The 21,924-nt window shown below is 69.4% G+C and carries 17 protein-coding genes; 13 read left to right on the forward strand and 4 right to left on the reverse strand.

Going from position 1 to position 21,924, the window contains the following annotated elements; translation table 11 throughout:
• The first annotated feature begins 326 nt into the window (after positions 1 to 326).
• The 4 genes from DACI_RS07725 (at position 327) to DACI_RS07740 (ending at position 4,636) form a co-directional block, all read left to right on the forward strand.
• On the forward strand, positions 327 to 1,475 hold the full coding sequence (locus DACI_RS07725; protein WP_012203469.1) for a PDDEXK nuclease domain-containing protein: 1,149 nt from the start codon (positions 327 to 329) through the stop codon (positions 1,473 to 1,475).
• A 198-nt stretch (positions 1,476 to 1,673) separates the two neighbouring features.
• Positions 1,674 to 2,624, forward strand: coding sequence for an NUDIX hydrolase (locus DACI_RS07730; RefSeq protein ID WP_013804059.1), 951 nt, complete (start codon positions 1,674 to 1,676; stop codon positions 2,622 to 2,624).
• Between the two features lie 124 nt (positions 2,625 to 2,748).
• Positions 2,749 to 3,630, forward strand: a complete 882-nt coding sequence (gene nadC, locus DACI_RS07735) for a carboxylating nicotinate-nucleotide diphosphorylase (protein ID WP_012203471.1) — start codon at positions 2,749 to 2,751, stop codon at positions 3,628 to 3,630.
• Between the two features lie 10 nt (positions 3,631 to 3,640).
• Positions 3,641 to 4,636: a tripartite tricarboxylate transporter substrate-binding protein gene (locus DACI_RS07740; protein ID WP_012203472.1), complete on the forward strand. Its 996-nt coding sequence runs from the start codon at positions 3,641 to 3,643 to the stop codon at positions 4,634 to 4,636.
• Between the two features lie 27 nt (positions 4,637 to 4,663).
• On the opposite strand, the gene DACI_RS07745 is transcribed toward DACI_RS07740, so the two are convergent.
• Complete coding sequence (locus DACI_RS07745; protein WP_012203473.1) at positions 4,664 to 5,446, reverse strand: 3-hydroxybutyrate dehydrogenase; 783 nt, start codon at positions 5,444 to 5,446, stop codon at positions 4,664 to 4,666.
• A 436-nt stretch (positions 5,447 to 5,882) separates the two neighbouring features.
• Positions 5,883 to 6,812, reverse strand: a complete 930-nt coding sequence (locus tag DACI_RS07750) for a LysR family transcriptional regulator (protein WP_012203474.1) — start codon at positions 6,810 to 6,812, stop codon at positions 5,883 to 5,885.
• Between the two features lie 130 nt (positions 6,813 to 6,942).
• Between DACI_RS07750 and mdlC the strand changes: the two genes are divergently transcribed.
• The 9 genes from mdlC (at position 6,943) to DACI_RS07795 (ending at position 19,764) form a co-directional block, all read left to right on the forward strand.
• A complete protein-coding gene (gene mdlC / locus DACI_RS07755; protein WP_012203475.1) occupies positions 6,943 to 8,589 on the forward strand; it encodes a benzoylformate decarboxylase in 1,647 nt (548 codons plus the stop codon).
• A 28-nt stretch (positions 8,590 to 8,617) separates the two neighbouring features.
• Positions 8,618 to 9,556 (forward strand): ketopantoate reductase family protein, encoded by a 939-nt coding sequence (locus tag DACI_RS07760; RefSeq protein ID WP_012203476.1) that lies wholly within the window; start codon positions 8,618 to 8,620, stop codon positions 9,554 to 9,556.
• Between the two features lie 42 nt (positions 9,557 to 9,598).
• Positions 9,599 to 10,573, forward strand: a complete 975-nt coding sequence (locus DACI_RS07765) for a Bug family tripartite tricarboxylate transporter substrate binding protein (protein ID WP_012203477.1) — start codon at positions 9,599 to 9,601, stop codon at positions 10,571 to 10,573.
• Positions 10,574 to 10,643: 70 nt separating this feature from the next.
• Positions 10,644 to 11,642: a Bug family tripartite tricarboxylate transporter substrate binding protein gene (locus DACI_RS07770; RefSeq protein ID WP_012203478.1), complete on the forward strand. Its 999-nt coding sequence runs from the start codon at positions 10,644 to 10,646 to the stop codon at positions 11,640 to 11,642.
• A 447-nt stretch (positions 11,643 to 12,089) separates the two neighbouring features.
• Positions 12,090 to 13,298: an efflux RND transporter periplasmic adaptor subunit gene (locus tag DACI_RS07775; RefSeq protein WP_012203479.1), complete on the forward strand. Its 1,209-nt coding sequence runs from the start codon at positions 12,090 to 12,092 to the stop codon at positions 13,296 to 13,298.
• On the forward strand, positions 13,295 to 16,468 hold the full coding sequence (locus tag DACI_RS07780) for an efflux RND transporter permease subunit (protein WP_012203480.1): 3,174 nt from the start codon (positions 13,295 to 13,297) through the stop codon (positions 16,466 to 16,468). The genes DACI_RS07775 and DACI_RS07780 overlap by 4 nt, the downstream gene beginning before the upstream one ends.
• 11 nt (positions 16,469 to 16,479) lie before the next feature.
• Positions 16,480 to 17,799: a TolC family protein gene (locus DACI_RS07785; protein ID WP_043780878.1), complete on the forward strand. Its 1,320-nt coding sequence runs from the start codon at positions 16,480 to 16,482 to the stop codon at positions 17,797 to 17,799.
• Positions 17,800 to 18,032: 233 nt separating this feature from the next.
• Positions 18,033 to 19,133, forward strand: coding sequence for a sensor histidine kinase (locus DACI_RS07790; RefSeq protein WP_050771880.1), 1,101 nt, complete (start codon positions 18,033 to 18,035; stop codon positions 19,131 to 19,133).
• Positions 19,126 to 19,764, forward strand: a complete 639-nt coding sequence (locus DACI_RS07795) for a response regulator transcription factor (protein WP_012203483.1) — start codon at positions 19,126 to 19,128, stop codon at positions 19,762 to 19,764. The genes DACI_RS07790 and DACI_RS07795 overlap by 8 nt, the downstream gene beginning before the upstream one ends.
• Positions 19,765 to 19,825: 61 nt before the next feature.
• On the opposite strand, the gene DACI_RS07800 is transcribed toward DACI_RS07795, so the two are convergent.
• Both DACI_RS07800 and DACI_RS07805 read right to left on the reverse strand, forming a co-directional pair.
• The gene (locus DACI_RS07800) at positions 19,826 to 21,487 is read right to left on the reverse strand and encodes an MFS transporter (RefSeq protein ID WP_012203484.1); all 1,662 of its coding nucleotides are present in this window, start codon (positions 21,485 to 21,487) and stop codon (positions 19,826 to 19,828) included.
• Positions 21,477 to 21,920: a DoxX family protein gene (locus DACI_RS07805; protein WP_174549386.1), complete on the reverse strand. Its 444-nt coding sequence runs from the start codon at positions 21,918 to 21,920 to the stop codon at positions 21,477 to 21,479. Before DACI_RS07805 ends, DACI_RS07800 begins: the two co-directional genes overlap by 11 nt.
• Between the last annotated feature and the right edge of the window lie 4 nt (positions 21,921 to 21,924).

Here is a 21,924-nt window from a genome sequence, read left to right on the forward strand (position 1 = left end):
TGCGGGAATGCAAGGCAGATGTCCCGCGGGGTGCCTGGACATTGAGCTTCCGATCGTGCCGGATCGCTCTGCAGAGGCCCAGGCTGTTTCGGAGCGAGCGCCGTAAGATGACCCGTCGTCACCCGACAGGGTGAAAAGACAGGCCCGAGCAAGGTAACGCCAGCAAGAAAGGAATCACGTCCTATGGATAAGCAGGCGCTTGGCGAACGCGATATCTGTACCAAGTTCATCACGCAGGCTATGGAAAAGGCTGGATGTGACGCCCGGACCGAGGTGCGCGAAGAACTCTCTCCGGCCGCACTCAGGGCCACCAGCGGGGGCGAAGTATGAGTACCCACCTGCCCGCCGACTATCCGGCGCTGCTGGCCGATATCAAGCAGCGTGTCCGCCATGCCCAGACGCATGCCATGCTGGCGGTCAATGCCGAATTGATCCGCCTGTATTGGGATATCGGGGCACTGATCGACCAGCGCCAGAAACGGGAAGGCTGGGGTGCCGCAGTCATCCCTCGGCTGGCCAAGGATCTGCACAACGAACTGCCGGAGGAAAAAGGTTTTTCCGAGCGCAACATCAAGCGCATGCTGGCTTTTTATCGCGAGTATCCCTCTCTGGCCGCCACAGCCGGGAGCACGGAGAAAGTGCCACAGGCCGTGGCACAACTTGCCCCCGGCGAAAAAGTGCCACAGGCTGTGGCACAAAGCCGCCTGGCGCCGGGGGTGGCGGCAGATGGCGCACAGGTGTTTGCTGCTGATGTTCTGCTGTCCCTGCCGTGGGGCCACCATGCCGAGCTGATCGCCAAGGTCAAGGAGCCGGGCGCACGCCATTGGTACATGTGCGCAGCCATCGAAAACGGTTGGAGCCGAAGTGTCCTGCTGATGCAGATCGAAACAGCCGCGCACCTGCGACAAGGCAGAGCTGCCAGCAACTTCGCCTTGCGCCTGCCTCCGCCGGATTCCGACCTGGTACAGCAAACGCTCAAGGACCCTTACCTGTTCGACTTCCTGACGTTGGAATCAGGTTTCCATGAGCGTGAGTTGGAAACCGGTCTGATCACCCATCTGGAAAAATTTCTCCTGGAGCTGGGCCAGGGCTTCGCCTTCGTGGGGCGCCAATATCACCTGGACCTTGCCGGAGACGATTTCTACATAGACCTGCTGTTCTACCATCTCAAGCTGCGTTGCTACGTGGTCATCGACCTCAAGCGGGGCGATTTCAAGCCTGAATACGCGGGCAAGATGAACTTCTACTGCAACGTTGTGGACGACAGGTTGCGACACGCAACCGACCAACCCACCATCGGTTTGATCCTGTGCCAGAAACCCAATCACGTGCTGGCCGAGTATGCGCTGCGCGGCGTGGACAAGCCCATCGGCGTTTCCGGTTTCGAGCTCACCCGTGCCTTGCCGGAAACCCTGCAAAGCAGCCTGCCCAGCATCGAACAGATCGAGCGCGAGCTGGGAGGCGGGCATGAATGAGCACACCGCCGGGCTGCTGGAAAAGTACCTGCGACAGCTCGAACGCCGCGGGTAGTCATGCGATAGAAAAACACGCCAGCGCTCAACAGGTTGAATTTGACCGTCTGATGGCCTGTGGCGGTCTGCTGTGCCGGGCTCGAAGCTGCCCCTGCAACCCACCATAATCACCCATCCCGCCAACCGACCTCCCTCACCTTCGTGCCCCACCCCACCAGTCCCGCAGCCTCTCCCATCCATGCCGAACTCGTCGCCGTGCTGGCGGCGGTGACCCAGGGCACGCCGCGCGTGCTGACAACGGCGGACGGGCAGTTGCTGCCGGCGGGGCCGTTCGAGGTGGGACACCGTTCGCTGCAGGCTGGCCTGCGCGCCTGGGTGGAGGAGCAGACCCATCACCCGCTGGGCTACATGGAGCAGCTCTACACCTTTGCCGATGGCGATCGCACCGATGCCAGCGGGGCGCGCGTGATCTCGGTCAGCTACCTGGGGCTGACGCGCGAATCCGCGGACCGCAGCGCGGGGCAGGCCGTCTGGCAGGACTGGTACCGCTACTTTCCCTGGGAAGACTGGCGCGGCGGCGAGCCGGCCCTGCTGCGCTCGCACATCGCTCCGCGCCTGCATGCCTGGATGGCCGAGGCGCGCGGCGCCCAGCGTGCGCTGCGGCGCCAGCGCGCGGACATCGCCTTCGGCCTGGACGGCGGGCCCTGGAACGAGGACATGGTGCTGCAGCGCTACGAGCTGCTGTACGAGGCCGGGCTGGTGCAGGAGGCGGCCCACCGCGTCCATGGCGCGGCCGCCATGCTGCCTGGCGAGGCCATGCACCACGACCACCGCCGCATCCTGGCCACGGGCATGGCGCGGCTGCGCGCCAAGATCAAGTACCGGCCCGTGGTGTTCGAGCTGATGCCGCCCGAGTTCACGCTGCTGCAGCTGCAGCAGACCGTGGAGGCCCTGGCCGGGCGCGGGCTGCACAAGCAGAACTTCCGCCGCCTGATCGAGCAGCAGGATCTGGTCGAGGAGACCGGCCAGCTCACGGTGGGCTCTGCGGGCCGGCCGGCCAAGCTGTTCCGCTTTCGCAGCGATGTGCTGCTGGAGCGGGCCATCTCGGGCAGCAAGCTGCCCCTGGCCAAGGGCATCGACGGTTCTCCCTGAGCTGCACGGCACTTGCCCGATTGTGACAATGGCTTGACAGCACTTATGCTCGTATCTAGCATAAGTTCCTCGCTCAAGCCCGCAAGGCCGCGCGCCACATTTTTTTGACCTACATATACTCAAAATGAGCATTAATACTGCCAATGCCCTCAGTGCCCGCCTGCCTGTGCCGCCGCTGCCCGACCTGATGCTGGAGCCGCTGGTGCGCTCGGCCCTGCTGGAAGACCTGGGCCGCGCGGGCGACCTGACCACGGATGCCATCGTCCCTGCCGACGCACAGGCCGAACTGCGCCTGGTGGCGCGCCAGGAGGGCGTGCTGGCCGGGCTGGACATGGCGCGGCTGGCGTTCCGTGCGCTGGATGCGCAGTCGCGTTTCGAGCCGGTGCTGCGCGATGGCAGCGAACTGGCGCCCGGCCAGGAGATCGCGCGCATCCACGGCAGCGCGCGCGCCATCCTCACCGCCGAGCGCGTGGCGCTCAACTACCTGTGCCACCTGAGCGGCGTGGCCACGGCCACGGCATCGATCGCGCGGGCCATCGCCGACACGGGCGCACGCGTGACCTGCACGCGCAAGACCATGCCGGGCCTGCGCGCGCTGCAGAAGTACGCCGTGCGCGTGGGCGGCGGCAGCAACCACCGCTTCGGCCTGGACGATGCCGTGCTGATCAAGGACAACCACATCGCGCTGGCCGGCGGCGTGGCCGAGGCCCTGGCCCGGGCGCGCGCAGGCGTGGGCCACATGGTGCAGATCCAGCTGGAGGTGGACACGCTGGAGCAGCTGGAGGTGGCGCTGTCCCTGGGCGTGGAAGTGGTGCTGCTGGACAACATGGACCTGGACACGCTGCGCACGGCCGTCTCCATGGCGCGCGGGCGCGCGGTGACCGAAGCCTCGGGCCGCATCACGCCCGAGACGGCGCGCGCCGTGGCCGAGACCGGCGTGGACCAGATCGCCGTGGGCTGGATCACGCACAGCGCCCGGGTTCTCGACATCGGCCTCGACACCTGAGGACTCGGTCATGGCATTTTCTTTGCGCGGGCGGAGACTCTGGACGCTGGCGGCCTGCGCGCTGCTGGCTGGCGCATCGGGGCTGTGGCTGGCGGCGCCGGGCAAGGCCGGCACGCGCCTGGAGCGGCCCATCACCATCGTCGTGACGTTTCCGCCGGGCGGCGGCACGGACCTGCTGGCGCGGCGCCTGGGCGAGCAGCTGCAGCAGCGCCTGGGCCAGCCCGTGGTGGTGGAGAACCGGCCCGGCGCCAGCGGCAACATTGGCGCCCATGCCGTGGCCCAGGCCGCAGCGGACGGCAGCACCTTGCTGATGGCCAACAGCTCGTTCGCCATCAACCCCGGTGTCTACGAACGCCTGGATTTCGACCCGCGCAAGGACTTCACGGCAGTGTTCAACGCAGGCTCCATTGCCTCGGTGCTGGTCGTGCCTGCGGACAGCGCGCTGCAGACGCTGGAGGATGCGCTGGCCCAGGCGCGCCAGGAACGGCCGCTGCTGTTCGCCTCCTGCGGCAACGGCACGCCCCAGCACCTGGCCGGCGAGATGCTGGCCCGCGACGCGAAGCGCTTTGTGCAGCATGTGCCCTACAAGGGCTGCGGCCCGGCCATCACGGCCGTGGCGGCAGGCCAGGTGGCGGCGGGCATGGTCACGGCCAGCAGTGCTGCGGCCATGATCGCTGCAGGCCGCGTGCGCGCCCTGGCCGTCACGGCGCCGCAGCGACTGCCGCAGCTGGCCGGCGTTCCCACGGTGGCCGAGCGCGGCCTGCCGGGCTTTGCGGTGGAGCAGTGGCACGGCCTGCTGGCACCTGCCGCCACGCCACGGGCCACGGTGCAGGCATTGCATGACACGCTGGAGCAGGCGCTGGCCGATCCCGCCGTCAGCGCTGGCTTGCGCGACCAGGGCTACACCCTGGCGCGGCAGACACCGGGCCAATTCCAGGCGCTGATCGCGGCCGACATCGACCGCTATGCCGCCGTGACGCGTGCGCTGGGCCTGAAGGCCGATTGAGGGCCGATGGAGGGGCCGACTGGCGACTTACTGCATGAACCAGCCGTGGCTGACCACCAGAGACTGGCCGGTCAGCGCATTGCTGGGAAAGCCCGCGAACAGCAGGGCCACGCGGGCCACGTCCTCGGTGGTGGTGAACTCGCCGTCCACGGTTTCCTTGAGCATCACGTTCTTGATGACCTCGTCCTCGCTGATGCCCAGCGTGCGGGCCTGCTCGGGAATCTGCTTGTCCACCAGCGGCGTGCGCACAAAGCCCGGGCAGATCACATTGGCGCGCACGCCGTGCTTGGCTCCTTCCTTGGCCACGGTCTTGGCCAGCCCGATCAGGCCGTGCTTGGCCGTGACATAGGGCGCCTTGAGCAGCGAGGCCTCCTTGGAGTGCACCGATCCCATGTAGATCACGCTGCCGCCGCGGCCCTGCGCATACATGTGCTTGAGGCAGGCGCGCGTGGTGAGGAAGGCGCCGTCCAGGTGGATGGCCAGCATCTTCTTCCAGTCGGCGAAGCTGAATTCCTCCACCGGATGCACGATCTGTATCCCGGCATTGCTGACCAGGATGTCGATGCCGCCGAAGGCCCGGGCGGCCTCCTCGACCGAGGCGTTGACCTGGGCCTCGTCGGTCACGTCCACGGCCACGCCCATGGCCTGCGCTCCCGTGGCGCGCAGCTCGGCCGCCGTGGCATCGGCCGCCTCCTTGTTGAGGTCGGCAATGACGATGCGCGCGCCCTCGCTGGCGAACAGCGTGGCGATCTCCTTGCCGATGCCGCTGGCCGAGCCGGTGATGAAGGCGACCTTGTCCTTGAGTTGCATGGTGAGTCTTTCCTGGAGAGTGGATGAAACAGGCCGGTGCCCATCTTCGGCGGGCCGGCCGCGTGCCCTTGTCGGCGCAGGGACCAGTCTGGCGCCGGTTTCTTAGACGAAACTGAGTCGGCAGGCTAGAGCGTGTTATGCACTTTTAAGTACCCGCGTTGGCTCTGCGCGCTGGTGATCGCAAGGCGCAGTGCGCCGCCAAGGCTCATGCCTTGGCAAGCGCTGCAACGCCGCGAGCGCCTGCGCGCAGAGCCAACCCGAAGGGAAAGCCGGGAAAGGGGCCCGGCCCTTCGTTGCAGCCCGCTTGCGGTGTGGCAACCGCGGCGCGTGCTACGCCTCGTTCCGGACCCCTTTCCCGGCTTTCGCGGGCACGTAAAAGTGCATAACACGCTCTAGTGTTGGCAGCCCGCAAGTCATGGCCGTGACGGCGGGCCCTTCAGGGCGCGGCGGCCTCGCGGTGCCGGGGCTGCTGGAACAGCTCGCAGACCAGCTCGCGCAGCCAGCGCTTGGCCGGTTCCTGCTCGAAGCGCCAGCTCCAGTGCAGCGACACGTCAAAGTGGTGATCGGGCAGGTCGGCATCGCGCACCGCATAGCCGCCGCGCTCGACAAAGCCGGCCGCGATCTCGGCCGGCATGATCACCGCCAGGTCGGTCTTGCCCACGATGGAGGGCACGGCCATGAAATGCGCGGCCGACAGGCGGATGCGCTCATCAAGCCGCAGCGCCTGCAGGATGCGCAGCGTCTCCGAATGCGAGCGCACCGCCGCGAAATCCAGCTGGCGCAGCGTGGCCAGCGCCAGTGGCGCGCCTTCGGGCAGGTGCGCCAGCGCGGGGTGGCCGCTGCGCAGCAGCACGCCGTAGTGGTCGGACAGCAGCACGGTCTGCCGGGTCCGCGTGCCACCCGGCAGAAAGCCGATGGCGATGTCCAGCGTGCCCCGGTCCAGCGCATCGGCAATGCCGTCCAGCGGCATGGGCAGGGTCTCCAGCTGCACATGCGGGGCGCGCTGGTGCAGCGCCTGCATGAGAGGCGGCAGAAAGCGCGCCTCGCCGATGTCGCTCAGGTGGATGCGAAAGCGCTGGCGCGCCTGCAGTGGCTCGAAGCTCTGGGCCTCGGACATGGCGACTTCCAGCACCTCCAGCGCCTGGCGCACGGCCAGCGCCAGGCGCTCGGCACGCGGAGTGGGGCGCACGCCCGCATGCGCGCGCTCGAACAGCGGGTTGCCCAGCAGCAGGCGCAGCCGCGTCACGGCCTGGCTGGCGGCGGGCTGGGACATGCCCAGCTCCTCGGCCGCGCGGCTGACGCTGCAGTGGCGGTACACGGCGTCAAAGACGCGCAGCAGGTTGAGGTCCAGGTTCTTGATATCCATTTGGTGAATATCTCTTAGATAGTTTATTCAATTGCTGGAAATCATAAGCGCCTGCACCATGGGCACCGACTTCCATGGCCACCGCGCGGCACGCACCGGGCGGCCGGCCCATTTCCCAGGAGACCCCATCTTGCAAGCACCCACCACACCGCGCAGCCAGCCCGCCGAGGCATCCTCTTCCACCGCGACCTCCACCGCGACCTACACCGTGCGCCATGCCGTGATCGCCATGCTGCGCGAGCTGGGCATGACGCGCATCTTCGGCAACCCGGGCTCGACCGAGCTGCCGCTGTTCCGCGACTACCCCGAAGACTTCTCCTATGTGCTGGGCCTGCAGGAAACCGTCGTCGTGGGCATGGCCGACGGCCATGCCCAGGCCACGCGCAATGCCAGCTTCGTGAACCTGCACTCGGCTGCGGGCGTGGGCCACGCCATGGCCAACATCTTCACGGCCTTCAAGAACCGCACGCCCCTGGTGATCACGGCGGGTCAGCAGGCGCGCTCGCTGCTGCAGTTCGACCCCTTCCTGCACTCCAGCCAGGCCGCCGAGCTGCCCAAGCCCTATGTGAAGTGGAGCTGCGAGCCCGCGCGCGCCGAAGACGTGCCCCAGGCGCTGGCGCGCGCCTACTACATCGCCATGCAGGAGCCGCGCGGCCCCGTGCTGGTCTCCATTCCCGCCGATGACTGGGACAAGCCGGCCGAGCCCGTCACGCTGCGCCATGTGGGCTTCGAGACGCGGCCCGATCCGCGCACGCTGGACCTCATCGGCCAGGCGCTGGACGCCGCGCGTGCCCCGGCCCTGGTCGTGGGCGCGGCCGTGGACCGGGCCCAGGGCTGGGATGCCGTGGTCGCGCTGGCCGAGCGCCACCAGGCCCGCGTCTTCGTGGCCCCCATGAGCGGGCGCTGCAGCTTCCCCGAGGACCATCCCCTGTTCGCCGGCTTCCTGCCCGCCATGCGCGAGCGCATCGTGCAGCTGCTGTCCGGCCATGACGTGGTCTTCGCCGTGGGCGCGGCCGCCTTCACGTACCACGTGGAAGGCGAGGGCCCGCACATCCCCGAAGGCACGGCGCTCTACCAGCTGATCGAAGACCCGGCCATTGCCGCCTGGGCCCCTGTGGGCACGGCCGCCGTGGGCAATGTGCGCATGGGCGTGGAGGAGCTGCTGCAGCGCCCCGCGCCCGCACCGCGCCAGGCGCCCGCACCCCGGCCCGCAGCGCCCGTGCCGGCCGCGCCCGCCGCAGGCGATCGCATGTCGGTGGCCTTTGCCATGCACACGCTGGCCCAGGTGCGCGACCGCCACAGCATCGTGGTGGAAGAGGCGCCCAGCTCGCGCTCCACCATCCAGACCTACCTGCCCATCTTCCACTCGGGCACCTTCTACACCATGTGCAGCGGCGGCCTGGGCCACAGCATGCCGGCCGCCGTGGGCGTGGCGCTGGCAAAGCCCGAGGCCAAGGTGGTCGCCGTCATCGGCGATGGCTCGGCCATGTATGCCATCCAGGCCCTCTGGAGCGCAGCCCAGCTGCGCCTGCCCATCAGCTTCGTGATCCTCAAGAACCGCCGCTACGCGGCGCTGCAGGACTTCGCCCATGTCTTCGGCTACCGCGAGGGCGAGAAGGTCGAGGGCACGGAACTGCCCGACATCGACTTCGTGGCGCTGGCCCGTGGCCAGGGCTGCGACGGCGTGCATGTGGAGAACGCGGCCGAGCTGGCCGATGTGCTGGAGCGCGCGCTGGCCCATCCCAAGCCCATCGTGGTCGAGGTCGAGGTCGCCTGAGGCGAAGCCCCCTGCAGGAGACACGGCAATGGAAAACACAAGAAGCATAGGCATCCTCGGCGCAGGCGCCATGGGCACCCTGTTCGGTGCGCGGCTGGCCCGCATCGGCCTGGACGTGACCCTGGTCGACGTGAACGACGAGCTGCTGCAGGCCCTGAACCGTGATGGCGCGCGCTGCCACACCGATGAGGGGCTGCTGCAGGCCCGCGTGCGTGCCGCGCGGGCCGAGCAGCTCACGGCAGGGCCCGCGCTGTGGCTGGTCTTCACCAAGTCGGCCCATACGCGGGCCGCGCTGCAGGGCATTGCCCATCTCATCGGGCCGGACACGCATTTCCTGAGCCTGCAAAACGGCATAGGCCATGCCGATGTGTTGCGTGAAATGGTGCCGCTCGAACGCATCGCCTTGGGCGTGACCACCTGGCCTGCGCGCGTGATGTCGCCGGGCGAGGTCAGCTCCATGGGGCAGGGCGGTATCCGCTTCATGCCTTGCGACGGCCAGCGCAGCGCGGTCTTCGACCTGCTGGCGGAAGACCTCAACCGCGCAGGCATGCATTGCAGCATCGACCCGCAGGTGCAGGAAGCCATCTGGGAAAAGCTGGCCTTCAATGCCGCCTTCAACGGCGTGTGCGCCGTGACGCGCCAGACCGTGGACGGACTGGCCAATCCGCAGGGCGAGGCCCTGCTGCAGCGCGTGCTGGACGAGGTGCTGTCCGTCGCCCATGCCCATGGCGTCGCCGCCAGCGCCGAGCGCGTGGGCGCGGCGGTGCGCGATGCGCTTGACCACCACCGGGGCCACCAGCCCTCGATGCTGCAGGACCTGCTGGCCGGCCGTGCCACCGAGACGGGCGCCATCCATGGCGCCGTGCTGCAGGTGGCCGACCGCCTGGGCATTGCCGTGCCCGTGACGCGCACGCTGCACGCACTGGTCAGCCTGTCCGGGAACGCGGGCGCCGTCGCACCGCGCTGAACGCGCTCAAGGCAAAACGAGCCACTACAAGAAGGAGACAAGATGCTGCGCAGACAAGCACTCAAGGCCGCACTGGCCATAGGCGCCCCGCCCCTGCTGGGCATGGGCACGGCACACGCCCAGACCGGCAAGCCCGTCGAATGGGTGGTGGGCTTTGCCGCAGGCGGCGGCTCGGACGCCGTGGCGCGCACCGTGGGCGAGTCCTTTGGCAAGGCCCTGGGCCGCACCGTGGTCGTCATGAACAAGCCCGGGGCCGGCACCAACATCGCCGCCGAATACGCGGCGCGCACGCGCGAGCTGGGCAGCCTGGTCTTCACGGCCGACTTCGCCACGCTGGCGGCCAACCCTCACCTGTTTCGCAAGCTGGCCTACAACGCCGAGAAGGACTTCGTGCCCATCGGCCTGCTGGCGCGCTTTCCGCTGTTCCTCGTGGTCGGCAACCAGCTGCCGGTGCACAACCTGCAGGAGTTCACGCAGTGGGTGAAGGCCCAGCCAGGCCCCGTCAGCTACGGCAGCCCGGGGTTGGGCACGCCCCACCACCTGGCCACCGAACTGCTGTCGCAGCGCCTGGGCCTGAAGATGTCCCATGTGCCCTATCGCGGCGCGGGGCCGGCCCTGATCGACGTGATCGGCGGCCAGATCCCCTTCATGCTGGCCGACAGCGCGGCGGCGGCCCAGCACATTGCGGCCGGCAAGCTGCGCGTCGTCGGCGTGGCCAGCGCCGAGCGGCTCAAGAGCCATCCGGCCGTGCCCACGCTGGCCGAGCAGGGCGTCAAGGACTTCGAGGCCCATGCCTGGCAGGGCCTGGTCGCACCCGCAGGCACGGACGACGCCACCGTACAGGCCTGGTCCGTGGCGCTGCAGCAGGCGCTGCGCTCGCCTGCCGTGCTGGCGCGCTTCGAGGCGCTGTCGCTGGAGCCGCTGCCCGGCACGCCTGCGCAGATGCGTGACTACTGGCGCAGCGAAAGCCGGCGCTGGGGCCAGGTCATCGAGTCGGCGGGCATACGGCTGGATTGATCGTTGCGCCGCTGCTGCTTCAGGCGCCCTCACCGTTTTCAAGAACTCATAACCCAAGGAGACATAGCTCATGCACAAGACAACCCCCTTCAGCCGCTGGCGCCGCCTGGGCCTGCTGGCCCTGCTGGGCGCGACGGCCTCGGTCCCTGCGCTGGCGCAGAAGGCCGGCGACAAATGGCCCGAGCGCCCCGTGCGCCTGGTGGTGAACTTCGCGCCCGGCGGCGCGGCCGATGTGCTGGCGCGCGCCATCACGCCCACCATGTCCCAGGTGCTGGGCCAGTCGGTGGTGGTGGACAACAAGCCCGGCGCGGGCGGCAACATCGGCATCAGCGAGACCGTGCGCGCGCCCAAGGATGGCTACACGCTGCTGCTCAGCTCGGGCGGGGCCATCACCATCAACCCGATGATCTACAGCAAGCTGGCCTTCAATCCCGAAAAGGACTTGACGCCCGTGGCTGCCGTGGCGCGCGTGCATGTGTTCCTGGAGACCAATCCCGCCGTGCCCGCCACCAACGTGGCCGACTTCATCAAGCACCTGAAGGCCAACCCCGGCAAGCTGTCCTACGGCTCGCCGGGCCAGGGCAGCTCGCCGCACCTGGCCGGCGAGATGTTCAAGCGCATGGCCGGTGTCGATGCCGTGCACGCCCCCTACAAGGGCGCGGGCCCGGCGCTCAGCGACGTGCTCAGCGGGCAGCTGCAGTTCTGGTTCGACCCGGGTCCGGGCCTCAAGCAGGTCGAGGCCGGCAAGCTGCGCCTGCTGGCCATCGGCAGCCCGCACCGCTCGCCGCAGTACCCCAACGTGCCCACGCTGGCCGAAAGCGGCCTGCCTGGCTTTGATGCGGACACGCTGTTCGGCATCTACGCGCCCACGGGCACGCCCGAATCGGTGATCGAGGCCGTTCGCACTGCCGTGGCCAAGGCGCTGGAGCAAAAGAACGTCAACGACGTCATCCTCACCCTGGGCGCCACGCCCGCGCCGCTGAGCCGCAAGGCCTTCATCGACCACCACGCCACCGAGCGCGAGCGCTTTGGCGAACTGGTGAAAGCCATCGGCCTGAAAGTGGACTGAGCTTTCCCGCAGGCCATCGCCCGCAAGCCGCCCGCTCCGCGCTGGCGGCTTTTTGCTTTCCGGGCCGGGCCGAGGGGGCCGGGCCGATCGGGGCTTGTGCCGGCCATCTTCTATACGAAGGTATATCCCGCATCCACCAATGAACAGGCCAGCCTTCCCAACAAAGGCTGGCCGCAGGCACTTTCGCCTTTGATAATTCCGGGCACATATTGCACTGCAGCAAACAGGGCTCCCGGCCTGCACGGGGACTGCGCCACCCACACGCAAAGGAGTACCCCATGGACCCCGATCCTGATTCCGATCCCGATCCTGCCAGGCGCTGCCGCGCCGCCCCTTTCCGTCTTTCCCTTCTTCCATTTCTTGATCTGCCCGGACCCGGGCGGAGGCCTGTGATCGCCTGAAGGGGCGAGAGGTCTGCGCGGGTCCGTGGCACCCGGAGACCTCAGGATGACCCGCTTTCTCGCTTCTGAACGATCAGGCCGACCCCATGGTCAACCCCATGGCCTGCACCAGCGCCATCCCTTGCTGGCGGCCGCCTGGCCTGTGGGCGGGCTGCTGATCAGCGTGGCCATGGCCGCCTGCAACGGGCCGGCCGAGCCCACGGCAGCCACCCATGCAGCCACCGCCGCCCCGCAGCCGGCCCCCGTGCGCCGCGAAGGCAACCTCATCGTGGTGCCCGAAGGCTCGCCGCTGCGCGAGCGCCTGCAGGTGGCCGAGATCGCGCTGCAGCCGCTGCAGACCCGCCTGTCGGCCCCCGCCACCATCGAGGCCGAGCCTGAAAAGCTGGTCCGCATCACGCCGCCCGTGGCGGGCCGCCTGGTGCGCCTGCACCACCAGCTGGGCGATGCGGTGAAGGCCGGCGATGCGCTGATCACCATGGACTCCTCCGAGATCTCCAGCGTGCGTGCCGAGCACGCCAAGTCCCAGGCCGCGCTGCTGCACGCGCGCCAGGAATTCGACCGCCAGAAGCTGCTGTTCGATGCCGAGATCGCCGCGCGCAAGGACTACGAGGCCGCGCAGCAGTCGCTGGCCGCAGCAGGTGCCGATGCGCGCGCCGCCTCCGACCACCTGTCCCAGCTGGGTGCGGCCGTGCAGGAAGGCTCGCGCGGCAGCTACGTGGTCAAGTCGCCCATCAGCGGGCGCGTGGTCGAGATGGCGGGGTCGCAGGGGGGCTACTGGAACGATGTGAATGCCTCCGTCATGACCGTGGCCGACCTGCGCAAGGTCTGGCTCAGCGCCAGCGTCAGCGAGCGCGACCTGGCCCATGTGGACGTGGGCCAGCAGGCCCACATCGCGCTGGCCGCCTATCCCGACCTGCAGCTGCAGGGCCGCGTGCAGTACGTGGGCGAGCTGGTGGACACCGCCACGCGCAGCGTCAAGGTGCGCGTGGCCGTGGACAACCCCGAAGGGCGGCTGCGCCCCGGCATGTTTGCGCGCGTGGGATTCGACGCCCCGGCGCGCCAGGCCGTGATGGTGCCGGCCGCAGCCCTGCTGCAGGGCCAGGTCAGCACGCGCGTCTTCGTGGACAAGGGCGGCTGGCGCTTCGAGCCGCGCGACGTGCAGGTCGGCGCGCAGCAGGACGGCCAGGCCGAGATCCTCTCGGGCCTGGCGGCCGGCGAGCGCGTGGTGGTCAACGGGGGAGTGCTGCTGCAATGATCGAGCGCATCGTCAACATCGGCTTTTCGCGCCGCGGCGTGGTCTGGCTGGTCTTTTGCTTCGCGGCCCTGTATGGCGTGTTCAGCTGGAAGCAGCTGCCGCTGGAGGCCTATCCCGACATTGCCGACGTGACCTCGCAGATCGTCACCCAGGTGCCAGGCCTGGCGGCCGAGGAGATAGAGCAGCAGATCACCATCCCGCTGGAGCGTGCCCTGCTGGCCACGCCCGGCATGCACGTGCTGCGCTCGCGCAGCCTGTTCGCGCTGTCGCTGATCACCGTGGTCTTCGAGGACGGCGTGGACGGCTACTGGGCGCGCCAGCGCCTGAAGGAGCGCATCGACGAGGTCACGCTGCCCTATGGCGCCCGCGCCGGGCTGGACCCCTACAGCTCGCCCACGGGCGAGGTCTACCGCTACACGCTGGAAAGCCCCGTGCGCAGCCTGCGCGAGCTGTCCGAGCTGCAGCAATGGGTGGTGATCCCGCGCCTGAAGAAGGCCCAGTCCGTGGTGGACGTGACCAACTTCGGCGGCCTGACCACGCAGTTCATGCTGGAGCTGGACCCGGCGCGGCTGCTGCAGTACGGGCTGGCGCTGTCCCAGGTGATCGAGGCCATCAATGCCAACAACGCCAGCGGCGGCGGCAGCGTCATCGACCGGGGCGATGTCTCCTATGTGGTGCGCGGCGTGGGCCTGCTGGGCTCGCTGGACGACATGGGCAACGTGGTCGTCAAGACCACGGACAGCGGCACGCCCGTGCTGGTCAAGGACCTGGGGCGGCTGACCTACGGCAACGTGGAGCGGCGCGGCATCCTGGGCAAGGACGGCAACTCCGACACCCTGCAGGGCATCGTGCTGCTGCTCAAGGGCTCCAACCCCTCGCAGGCACTGGAGGGCATCCATGCCGCCGTGGAGGAGCTCAACGGCAAGCTGCTGCCGCCCGACGTGAAGGTCGTGCCCTACCTGGACCGCACCACGCTGATCGAGCGCACCACCCACACCGTGGGCAAGACCCTGGCCGAAGGGCTGATCGTCGTCACCCTGGTGCTGCTGGTCTTCCTGGGCAGTCCGCGCGCGGCGCTGATCGTGGCGCTGACCATTCCCATGGCGCTGCTGCTGGCCTTCATCTTCATGCACCATGCGAAGATTCCGGCCAACCTGCTGTCGCTGGGCGCCATCGACTTCGGCATCCTGGTGGACGGCGCCGTGGTCGTGGTCGAGAACATCCTGCGGCGCCGTGAGGCCGACCAGAACCGGCCGCTCACGCCCAGGGACGCCATCACGGCCACGCTTCAGGTGGCGCGGCCCATCTTCTTCGGCATGTGCGTGATCGCGGCCGCCTACCTGCCGCTGTTCGCCTTCGAGCGCATCGAGTACAAGCTGTTCTCGCCCATGGCCAGCGCGGTGGGCGCGGCCCTGGTGGGGGCGCTGGCCGTGGCCCTGCTGCTCACGCCAGCCCTGGCCTGGCTGGCCTTCCGCAGGCCGCGCAAGATCTTCCACAACCCCGTGCTGCACCGGCTGGGTACGGCCTATGACCGCTTCCTGGGCGTGGCCGTGGGCCGCGTGCGCTGGCTGGCGGGGGCGGTGGTGGCCTCGCTGCTGGCGCTGGGCGTGCTGGCCGGCACCATGGGCCGCGACTTCCTGCCGTACCTGGACGAAGGCTCCATCTGGCTGCAGGTGCAGATGCCGCCCGGCATCACGCTGGACAAGGCGCGCGACATGGCCGACGCGCTGCGCAGCGCCGCGCTGGAGTTCCCCGAGGTCTCCTACATCGTCACCCAGACCGGGCGCAACGATGACGGCACGGACTACTGGACGCCCTCGCACATCGAGGCCAGCGTGGGCCTGCATCCCTATGGCGAATGGAAGTCGGGCCTGACCAAGCAGCAGCTGATCGCGAAGATGGCCGCGCGCTTCGACCAGCTGCCCGGTTATTCCGTGGGCTTCATGCAGCCCATGATCGACGGCGTGCAGGACAAGCTGTCGGGCGCGCACAGCGATCTCACGGTGAAGGTCTTCGGCCAGGATCTGGCCGAGGACCGGCGCGTGGCCGATGCACTGGTGGCTGTGCTGGAGAAAGTGCCCGGCGCGGCCGACGTGGCCGTGGACGTGGAGCCGCCGCTGCCGAACCTGCGCATTGCGCTGGACCGCGCCGCTGCCGCGCGCTACGGCATCAATGCCTCCGACGTGGCGCAGCTCATCTCCACCGGCGTGGGCGGGGCCTCCATCGGCCAGCTCTACGTGGGCGAGCGCAGCTACGACATGGCCGTGCGCTTCACGCCCGACACGCGCAGCAGCCCCGAGGCCATCGGCGCGCTGCGCCTGTCGGCCGCCAATGGCGCCCAGGTGCCGCTGGCCGACGTGGCGCGCATCACCACCACCGTGGGCCAGAGCGTCATCGTGCGCGAGGGCGGGGAGCGCCACATCCTCGTCAAGCTCAATGTGCGCGGCCGCGACCTGGCGGGCTTCCTCAAGGATGCGCACACCGCCATCGACCAGCACCTGGACTACGACCGCCAGAAGCTGCACATCGAGTGGGGCGGCCAGTTCGAGAACCTGCAGCGTGCCGAGGCGCGGCTGCTCATGATCCTGCCGCTGACGCTGGGCATCATGCTGGTGCTGCTGTTCGGCGAGTTCGGCAACATGCGCCAGCCGCTGCTGGTGCTGGGCGTGGTGCCGCTGGCCATGATCGGCGGCTTTGCGGGCCTGCACCTGCGCGGCATGACGCTCAACGTCTCCAGCGCCGTGGGCTTCATCGCGCTGTTCGGCGTGGCCGTGCTCTCGGGCGTGCTCATGGTCTCGCAGATCAACCGCCTGCGCCGCGAGGACGGCCTGGGCCTGCGCGAAGCCGTGCTCGAAGGCGCCTCCAGCCGCATGCGCCCCGTGCTGATGACGGCCACCGTCGCCGCCTTCGGCCTCACGCCGGCCATGCTGGCCACGGGCCTGGGCAGCGACGTGCAGCGGCCCCTGGCCACGGTCGTGGTCTGCGGCCTGTTCAGCGCCACCTTGCTGACCCTGCTGCTGCTGCCCAACCTCTACTACGTGATCGAGGCCCGTGCCGCCCGCGCGGCCGAGCGCCGCCAGCGCCGCGCCGCTGAACGCAGTGAGAGCGGCGATCTGGATGCCGCCGAGGACGAGGGCGGGCATCGCACCGCAACGAGCCAACCCCATTGATGCGAGTCGCCATGCAAACGACCCCTTTCTTCCCCAGGCAGGCCCTGGCCCTGCTGCTGTGCCTTGGCGCCGCAGCCCAGGCGCAGACGGCGCCGTCCGCCGGCCTGCGCTTTTCCGACTACCTCAACGCCGTGGAGCAGCACAGCCCCCTGCTGCGCTCGGAGGAGCAGGGCGTGGAATCCGCGCGTGCCGGCATCGGCATCGCCGGCATACGCCCCGACCCCAGCCTCACGCTGGGCGCCTCGCGCGAGCAGGTGCGCACCGGCCAGCCCCGGCCCACCACGCGCAACTACGAGATCAGCATGGAGCTGGAGACAGGCGGCAAGCGCGCCGCGCGCATCCAGTCCGCACGCAGCCAGGTGCGCCTGTCCGAGGCCGGCCTTGAAGGCGTGCGCAGCCAGCTGTTCTCCGATGCCGCCCAGGACTACACCCAGGCCTGCCGCGACTCGCTGGCGCTGGAGCGCAAGCAGCAGACGCTGAAGGCGCTGGGCGATGTGGTGCAGGCCAACGAGCTGCGGCGCAAGGCCGGCGACATCGGCGGCGTGGAATGGCTGCAGTCGCGCGTGGAGCGCGACCGCTTCCAGGCCGAGGTGGTGCAGGCGCGCGCCGAGGCGCAGACCGCGCGGCTGGCACTGTCCGTCCCGCTGGGGCGCCGCCTGTCCGAAGTCTTTGCCAGCGACACGCTGCAATGCGGCTTCATGGAATTGGCCGAAGACTCGGGGCTGGAGGATGCCGATGCCCTGGTCGCCCAGGCGCTGCAGTCGCGCGCCGAGGTGCGCATCGCCCAGGCGGCGCTCGAGCATGCGCGCGACAACGCGGGCCTGGCCCGGGCCAACCGCTGGGTCAATCCCACGCTGGCCGTGGGCATGGCCGCCGTGCCGTCCACGGCGGCCGGCACCGATGCCCAGGGCAATCCCTTCGATGGCGGCGGGCGCTCGCGCACGCTGTCGGTCTCGGTCAGCGTGCCGCTGCCGCTGTCGCGCCTGGACCGGGGCGATCTGGTGCAGGCCGAGGCGGCCGTGACCCAGGCCATGCTGGCCCTGCAGCAGGCCCAGAACCGGGCCGAGGCCGATGTGCGCGGCGCACGCTTTCGCCTGACCGCCGCGCGCGAGAACGTGCAGCGCTACCGCGACGGCGTGCTGCGCGATGCACAGCGCGTGCTCGAGGGCATACGCCTGTCCTACCGGCATGGCGAGGCTTCGCTGCTGGAGCTGCTGTCCGCCCAGCGCTCGGCCGACGACGCCTACCTGGGATCGCTGGAAGCAGAGACCGAGCTGGCCAAGGCCACGGTGGAGCTCCAACTGAGCGTGGGCCGGCGACCAGTGTTGTGAACCCCCTGAGCCGCTGCGCGGCTTCCCCCGTATGCACGGCGCCCTCTCTCGCTACGCGGGAGGGGGACGACACCTTCGGTGCGGGGCGGCGCGGCCGGCCCAGGCCCTTCCTCGGTGTCCCTTGTTTTGGGTCGCGCCAGTATCGTACGGTTCGGGTATAGCCTGCATTCAGGTGCAGAGCCTTCTTGAATGAGAATTGGCAGCTGACAGTCCATTCCTTTTCCCTGCACGCCATGACCACCGCTCTGCGCCGCTTTCCCCATTGGCCCCGCGCCCTGATCCTGGCGGCCATGGCGGCCGCCATGGCCGCGATCTTCGCGCTGGACACGCTGACCGACTACGCCGTGGCGGCCGCCGTGTTCCATACCGCCATCATCCTGGTGGCGGTGCGCTGGTTCAGCCCGCGCGTGGTCATCGGCCTCACGGCGCTGTGCATCGTGCTGACCCTGGCCAGCTTCGCGCTCACGCCTGCCGGTGCCTATCGCACCGGACTGATCAACATGGTGATCAGCATCCTGGCCATTGCCATCACGGCCTATCTGGGCCTGAAGATGGTGGCGGCCCAGAACGCGGCCCATGAGGCGCGCACCCAGCTGATGCGCATCACCCAGACCACCAGCCTGGGGCAGTTGACGGCCTCCATCGCCCATGAGGTCAACCAGCCGCTGGCGGCCATCGTCACCAGCGGCAATGCCTGCCAGCGCTGGCTGGCCCAGGACCCGCCCAATCTGGCCAAGGCCGGCCAGGCGCTGGAGCGCATCCTGGGCGATGCGCAGCGCGCCAGCGATGTCATTGCCCGCATCCGCAGCATGGCGCGCGGCGAGGCGCCCAGCCGCCAGTCCTTCGACCTCAACGACGCCGTGCGCGAGATGGCGCGCCTGTCGGATGCCGAGCTGGACCGGCGCGGCGTGGCCCTGGACCTGCAACTGGCGCCCGCGCTGCAGCCGGCCTGGGCCGACCGCGTGCATATCCAGCAGGTGCTGGCCAACCTGCTGCTCAACGCCATGGATGCCATGCAGGGCACGCCCGCCGCGCAGCGGCGCATCACCGTCACCACCCAGGCCCTGGGCCAGCAACTGGTGCTGACCGTGGCCGATGCGGGCGAAGGCCTGTCGCCCCTGGCCCGCACCCACCTGTTCGATGCCTTCTGGACCACCAAGCCCGACGGCATGGGCCTGGGCCTGAACATCTGCCGCCACATGGCCGAGGCCAACGGCGGCCGCATCTGGGCCACGGACCGCGAGGACATGCGCGGCGGCACGGTCTTTCACATCACCATTGCCTGCGCCCCGGCCACGGGCGACAGGTCTTCCACGGGATTGCGCCATGGTTGAACCCTCCACGGCCGAGGCCGAGGCACTTGTCTACATCGTCGATGACGACGCCTCGGTGCGTGCCGCCATCGAGGACCTGCTGGCCTCGGTGGGCCTGTGCGTGCGCGCCTTCGGCGCCACGCGCGAGTTTCTGGACCACTGGCAGCGGCAGCCGCCCGCGGGGCCTGCATGCCTGGTGCTGGACATCCGCATGCCGGGCCAAAGCGGCATGGATTTCCGGCGCCAGATGCTGGAGATGGGCCTGAAGCTGCCCACCATCTTCATCACCGGCCATGGCGACATTCCCATGAGCGTGGAGGCCATGAAGACCGGCGCCATCGAGTTCCTGACCAAGCCCTTCCGCGACCAGGACCTGCTGGACGCCATCCAGCAGGGCATTGCCCTGGACCGCCAGCGCCGCGCGCTGGAGGCCGGTGAACAGGCGCTGCGCGCCTGCTGGCAATCGCTGTCGCCGGGCGAGCAGGACGTGGTCGTGGGCGTGGTGCGCGGCCTGCTGAACAAGCAGATCGCGGCGGACCTGGGCGTGAGCGAGATCACGGTGAAGGTGCGGCGTGGCCAGGCCATGCGCAAGATGCAGGTGCGCACGCTGGCCGACCTGGTGCGTGCACTGGAGCGGCTGGATATCCGCTGAGGTGTCCTGGCAGGCCGGGCGCAGGCCGGGCGCAGGGCAGGGGCAGGCCTGCCGCAACGCTTCAGTGGGCGTGGCCGTGCGCCGGTACCTGCGCATGCCCGCTCGCGGCACTGGCGGCACTGGCGGCATCCAGCGCCAGGAAGTGGTGGACCACGGGCCGCCCGGGGCCGATGTGAAAGCGCAGCGCCTGGGCCTGCAGATCGGCATCGGCCCTGGACACGCGCTGGTGCTGGCGCAGATGCTCGGCCCAGGACTCCACCAGGAACCACTCGATCACCCGGCCCGGCTCGCCCGTGTGCTCGGCAATGCCCCAGGCATAGGCGCCATCGCGGCGGCGTTCGCGTGCGACATGCTGCATGGCCTCGATGAAGGCTGGCAGGTCGTCGCGGCGCACCTGGTACTCCACCTGGATCATCACCGGGCCACGGTCATGGGCCACGGGCTCGGCCAGCAGCGGCTCGGGCCAGTGGTTGGAGGCCTGCAGGTCCGCCTCGCCCGTGGGCAGCTTGATGCGGTGGAACACCAGCGAGATGGCCACCAGGCCTGCCGCGCCGATCAGCAGCGCCGTGGGAATGCCCACGCCCTGCGCGAACAGCCCCCAGGCCAGGCTGCCGCCCGCCATGGCGCCGTTGAACACCATCAGGTAGATGGCCAGTCCCCGGCCGCGCACCCAGTTGGGCAGCACCGCCTGGGCCACGCCGTTGAGCGTGGTCAGCGCAATGATCCAGCCCAGGCCCAGCACCAGCATCAGCAGCACGGCGGCCCATTGCGGCGGCGCGGTGGACAGCGCAGCCATCACGGCGGCGCTGAGCACGGAGGACAGCAGCACCAGGCCATCGGCATCCAGCCTTTTGCGCAGGCGCGGCAGCACCAGCGCACCCAGGATGGCGCCTGCGCCCACGGCGCCCAGCATCACGCCGTAAAACCCTGCCGAGCCGCCCAGCATGCGCCGCGCCACCAGCGGCAGCAGGGCCCAGACCGAGCTGGCGAAGAGGAAGAACACGGCGGCGCGCAGCAGCACCACATGCAGCTCGCGGCTGGAGCGGGCATAGCGCAGGCCTGCGCGGAAGGCGCCGAAGAACTGCTCGTTCAGGGCCGATGCCTCGGCCTTGGGGCGCTTCCACCAGACCAGCGCGGCGATCACGAACACATAGCTGGCCACGTCCGCGCCGTAGGCCGCCGCCGCGCCGAAGCTGGCCAGCAGCAGGCCGCCGGCCGCAGGGCCGAGGGCGCGTGCGATGTTGATGCCCAGCGAGTTCAGCGCCACCGCGTTCTTGAGGTCGCTGCGCGGCACCAGCTCGGGCACGATGGACTGCCAGGTCGGCCCCATCAGCGCCGCGCCTATGCCGCCCACGAAGGTCAGCGCCACCAGGTACTCCACGGTCAGCGTGTTGGTGCGTGCCAGCAGCAGCAGGCTGGCGCTGACGGCGGCCAGCAGGATCTGGATGCCGATCAGGAAACGGCGGCGGTCCAGGATGTCGGACAGCACGCCGGCCGGAATCGCCAGCAGGAAGATGGGCAGCGTGGCCGCCGTCTGGATCAGGGCCACGGCGGCCGGGCTGGCCGACAGCTCGGTCACCATCCAGGAGCTGGCCACATCGCGCATGAAGCTGCCGATGTTGCCCAGCACCGTGGCCGCCCACAGCACCGCGAACACGGGCTGGCGCAGCGGCGCGAAGCTGCCGGAGGCAGTGGCTGCGGGCCGGGTCGAATCAGCGGTCATGGCGCTCTCCCAGGTCATGCCAGGCGACGAACAGGAAGCCGCCGACCAGGCCCAGATGCTCGAAGAAGGAATTGGCCGCCATGAAGCGCTCCTGCCCTGCGGGAAGCTCCCAGAAGCGCAGCGCGACGAAGGTGGCCAGCAGCGTGAACGCGGCCAGCGCCAGGGCGCCCAGCCAGCGCAGCCGGCCGGTGATGATCATGGCCGAGGCGCCCAGCTCCAGCGCGATCACCAGGACCGCGAACAGCGGTGCCGGCGACAGGCCGAAGTGGGCCATCTCGCCCAGCGCACCGGGAAAGTCGGTGAGCTTGACCAGGCCGCCCTGCAGATAGGCGGCGCACAGGCCCAGGTAGGCCACCAGGCGCACGGCCTGGCTGCCGAACACCGGGCGTGCGGTGGCCGCAAGGCGGCCGGAGAACGTACTGGCTTGGGTCATGGCG

Origin of the sequence: Delftia acidovorans SPH-1 (assembly GCF_000018665.1) — a bacterium.
Lineage (GTDB): Bacteria > Pseudomonadota > Gammaproteobacteria > Burkholderiales > Burkholderiaceae_C > Comamonas > Comamonas acidovorans.

Excerpts from the sequence above, each read along its gene's own strand:
- DACI_RS07725 (WP_012203469.1), top strand. The coding sequence starts at position 327 with ATGAGTACCCACCTGCCCGCCGACTATCCGGCGCTGCTGGCCGATATC.
- nadC (WP_012203471.1), top strand. The coding sequence starts at position 2,749 with ATGAGCATTAATACTGCCAATGCCCTCAGTGCCCGCCTGCCTGTGCCG.
- DACI_RS07740 (WP_012203472.1), top strand. The coding sequence starts at position 3,641 with ATGGCATTTTCTTTGCGCGGGCGGAGACTCTGGACGCTGGCGGCCTGC.
- DACI_RS07745 (WP_012203473.1), bottom strand. The coding sequence starts at position 5,446 with ATGCAACTCAAGGACAAGGTCGCCTTCATCACCGGCTCGGCCAGCGGC.
- DACI_RS07750 (WP_012203474.1), bottom strand. The coding sequence starts at position 6,812 with ATGGATATCAAGAACCTGGACCTCAACCTGCTGCGCGTCTTTGACGCC.
- DACI_RS07760 (WP_012203476.1), top strand. The coding sequence starts at position 8,618 with ATGGAAAACACAAGAAGCATAGGCATCCTCGGCGCAGGCGCCATGGGC.
- DACI_RS07765 (WP_012203477.1), top strand. The coding sequence starts at position 9,599 with ATGCTGCGCAGACAAGCACTCAAGGCCGCACTGGCCATAGGCGCCCCG.
- DACI_RS07770 (WP_012203478.1), top strand. The coding sequence starts at position 10,644 with ATGCACAAGACAACCCCCTTCAGCCGCTGGCGCCGCCTGGGCCTGCTG.
- DACI_RS07775 (WP_012203479.1), top strand. The coding sequence starts at position 12,090 with ATGACCCGCTTTCTCGCTTCTGAACGATCAGGCCGACCCCATGGTCAA.
- DACI_RS07780 (WP_012203480.1), top strand. The coding sequence starts at position 13,295 with ATGATCGAGCGCATCGTCAACATCGGCTTTTCGCGCCGCGGCGTGGTC.
- DACI_RS07785 (WP_043780878.1), top strand. The coding sequence starts at position 16,480 with ATGCAAACGACCCCTTTCTTCCCCAGGCAGGCCCTGGCCCTGCTGCTG.
- DACI_RS07790 (WP_050771880.1), top strand. The coding sequence starts at position 18,033 with ATGACCACCGCTCTGCGCCGCTTTCCCCATTGGCCCCGCGCCCTGATC.
- DACI_RS07795 (WP_012203483.1), top strand. The coding sequence starts at position 19,126 with ATGGTTGAACCCTCCACGGCCGAGGCCGAGGCACTTGTCTACATCGTC.
- DACI_RS07800 (WP_012203484.1), bottom strand. The coding sequence starts at position 21,487 with ATGACCGCTGATTCGACCCGGCCCGCAGCCACTGCCTCCGGCAGCTTC.
- DACI_RS07805 (WP_174549386.1), bottom strand. The coding sequence starts at position 21,920 with ATGACCCAAGCCAGTACGTTCTCCGGCCGCCTTGCGGCCACCGCACGC.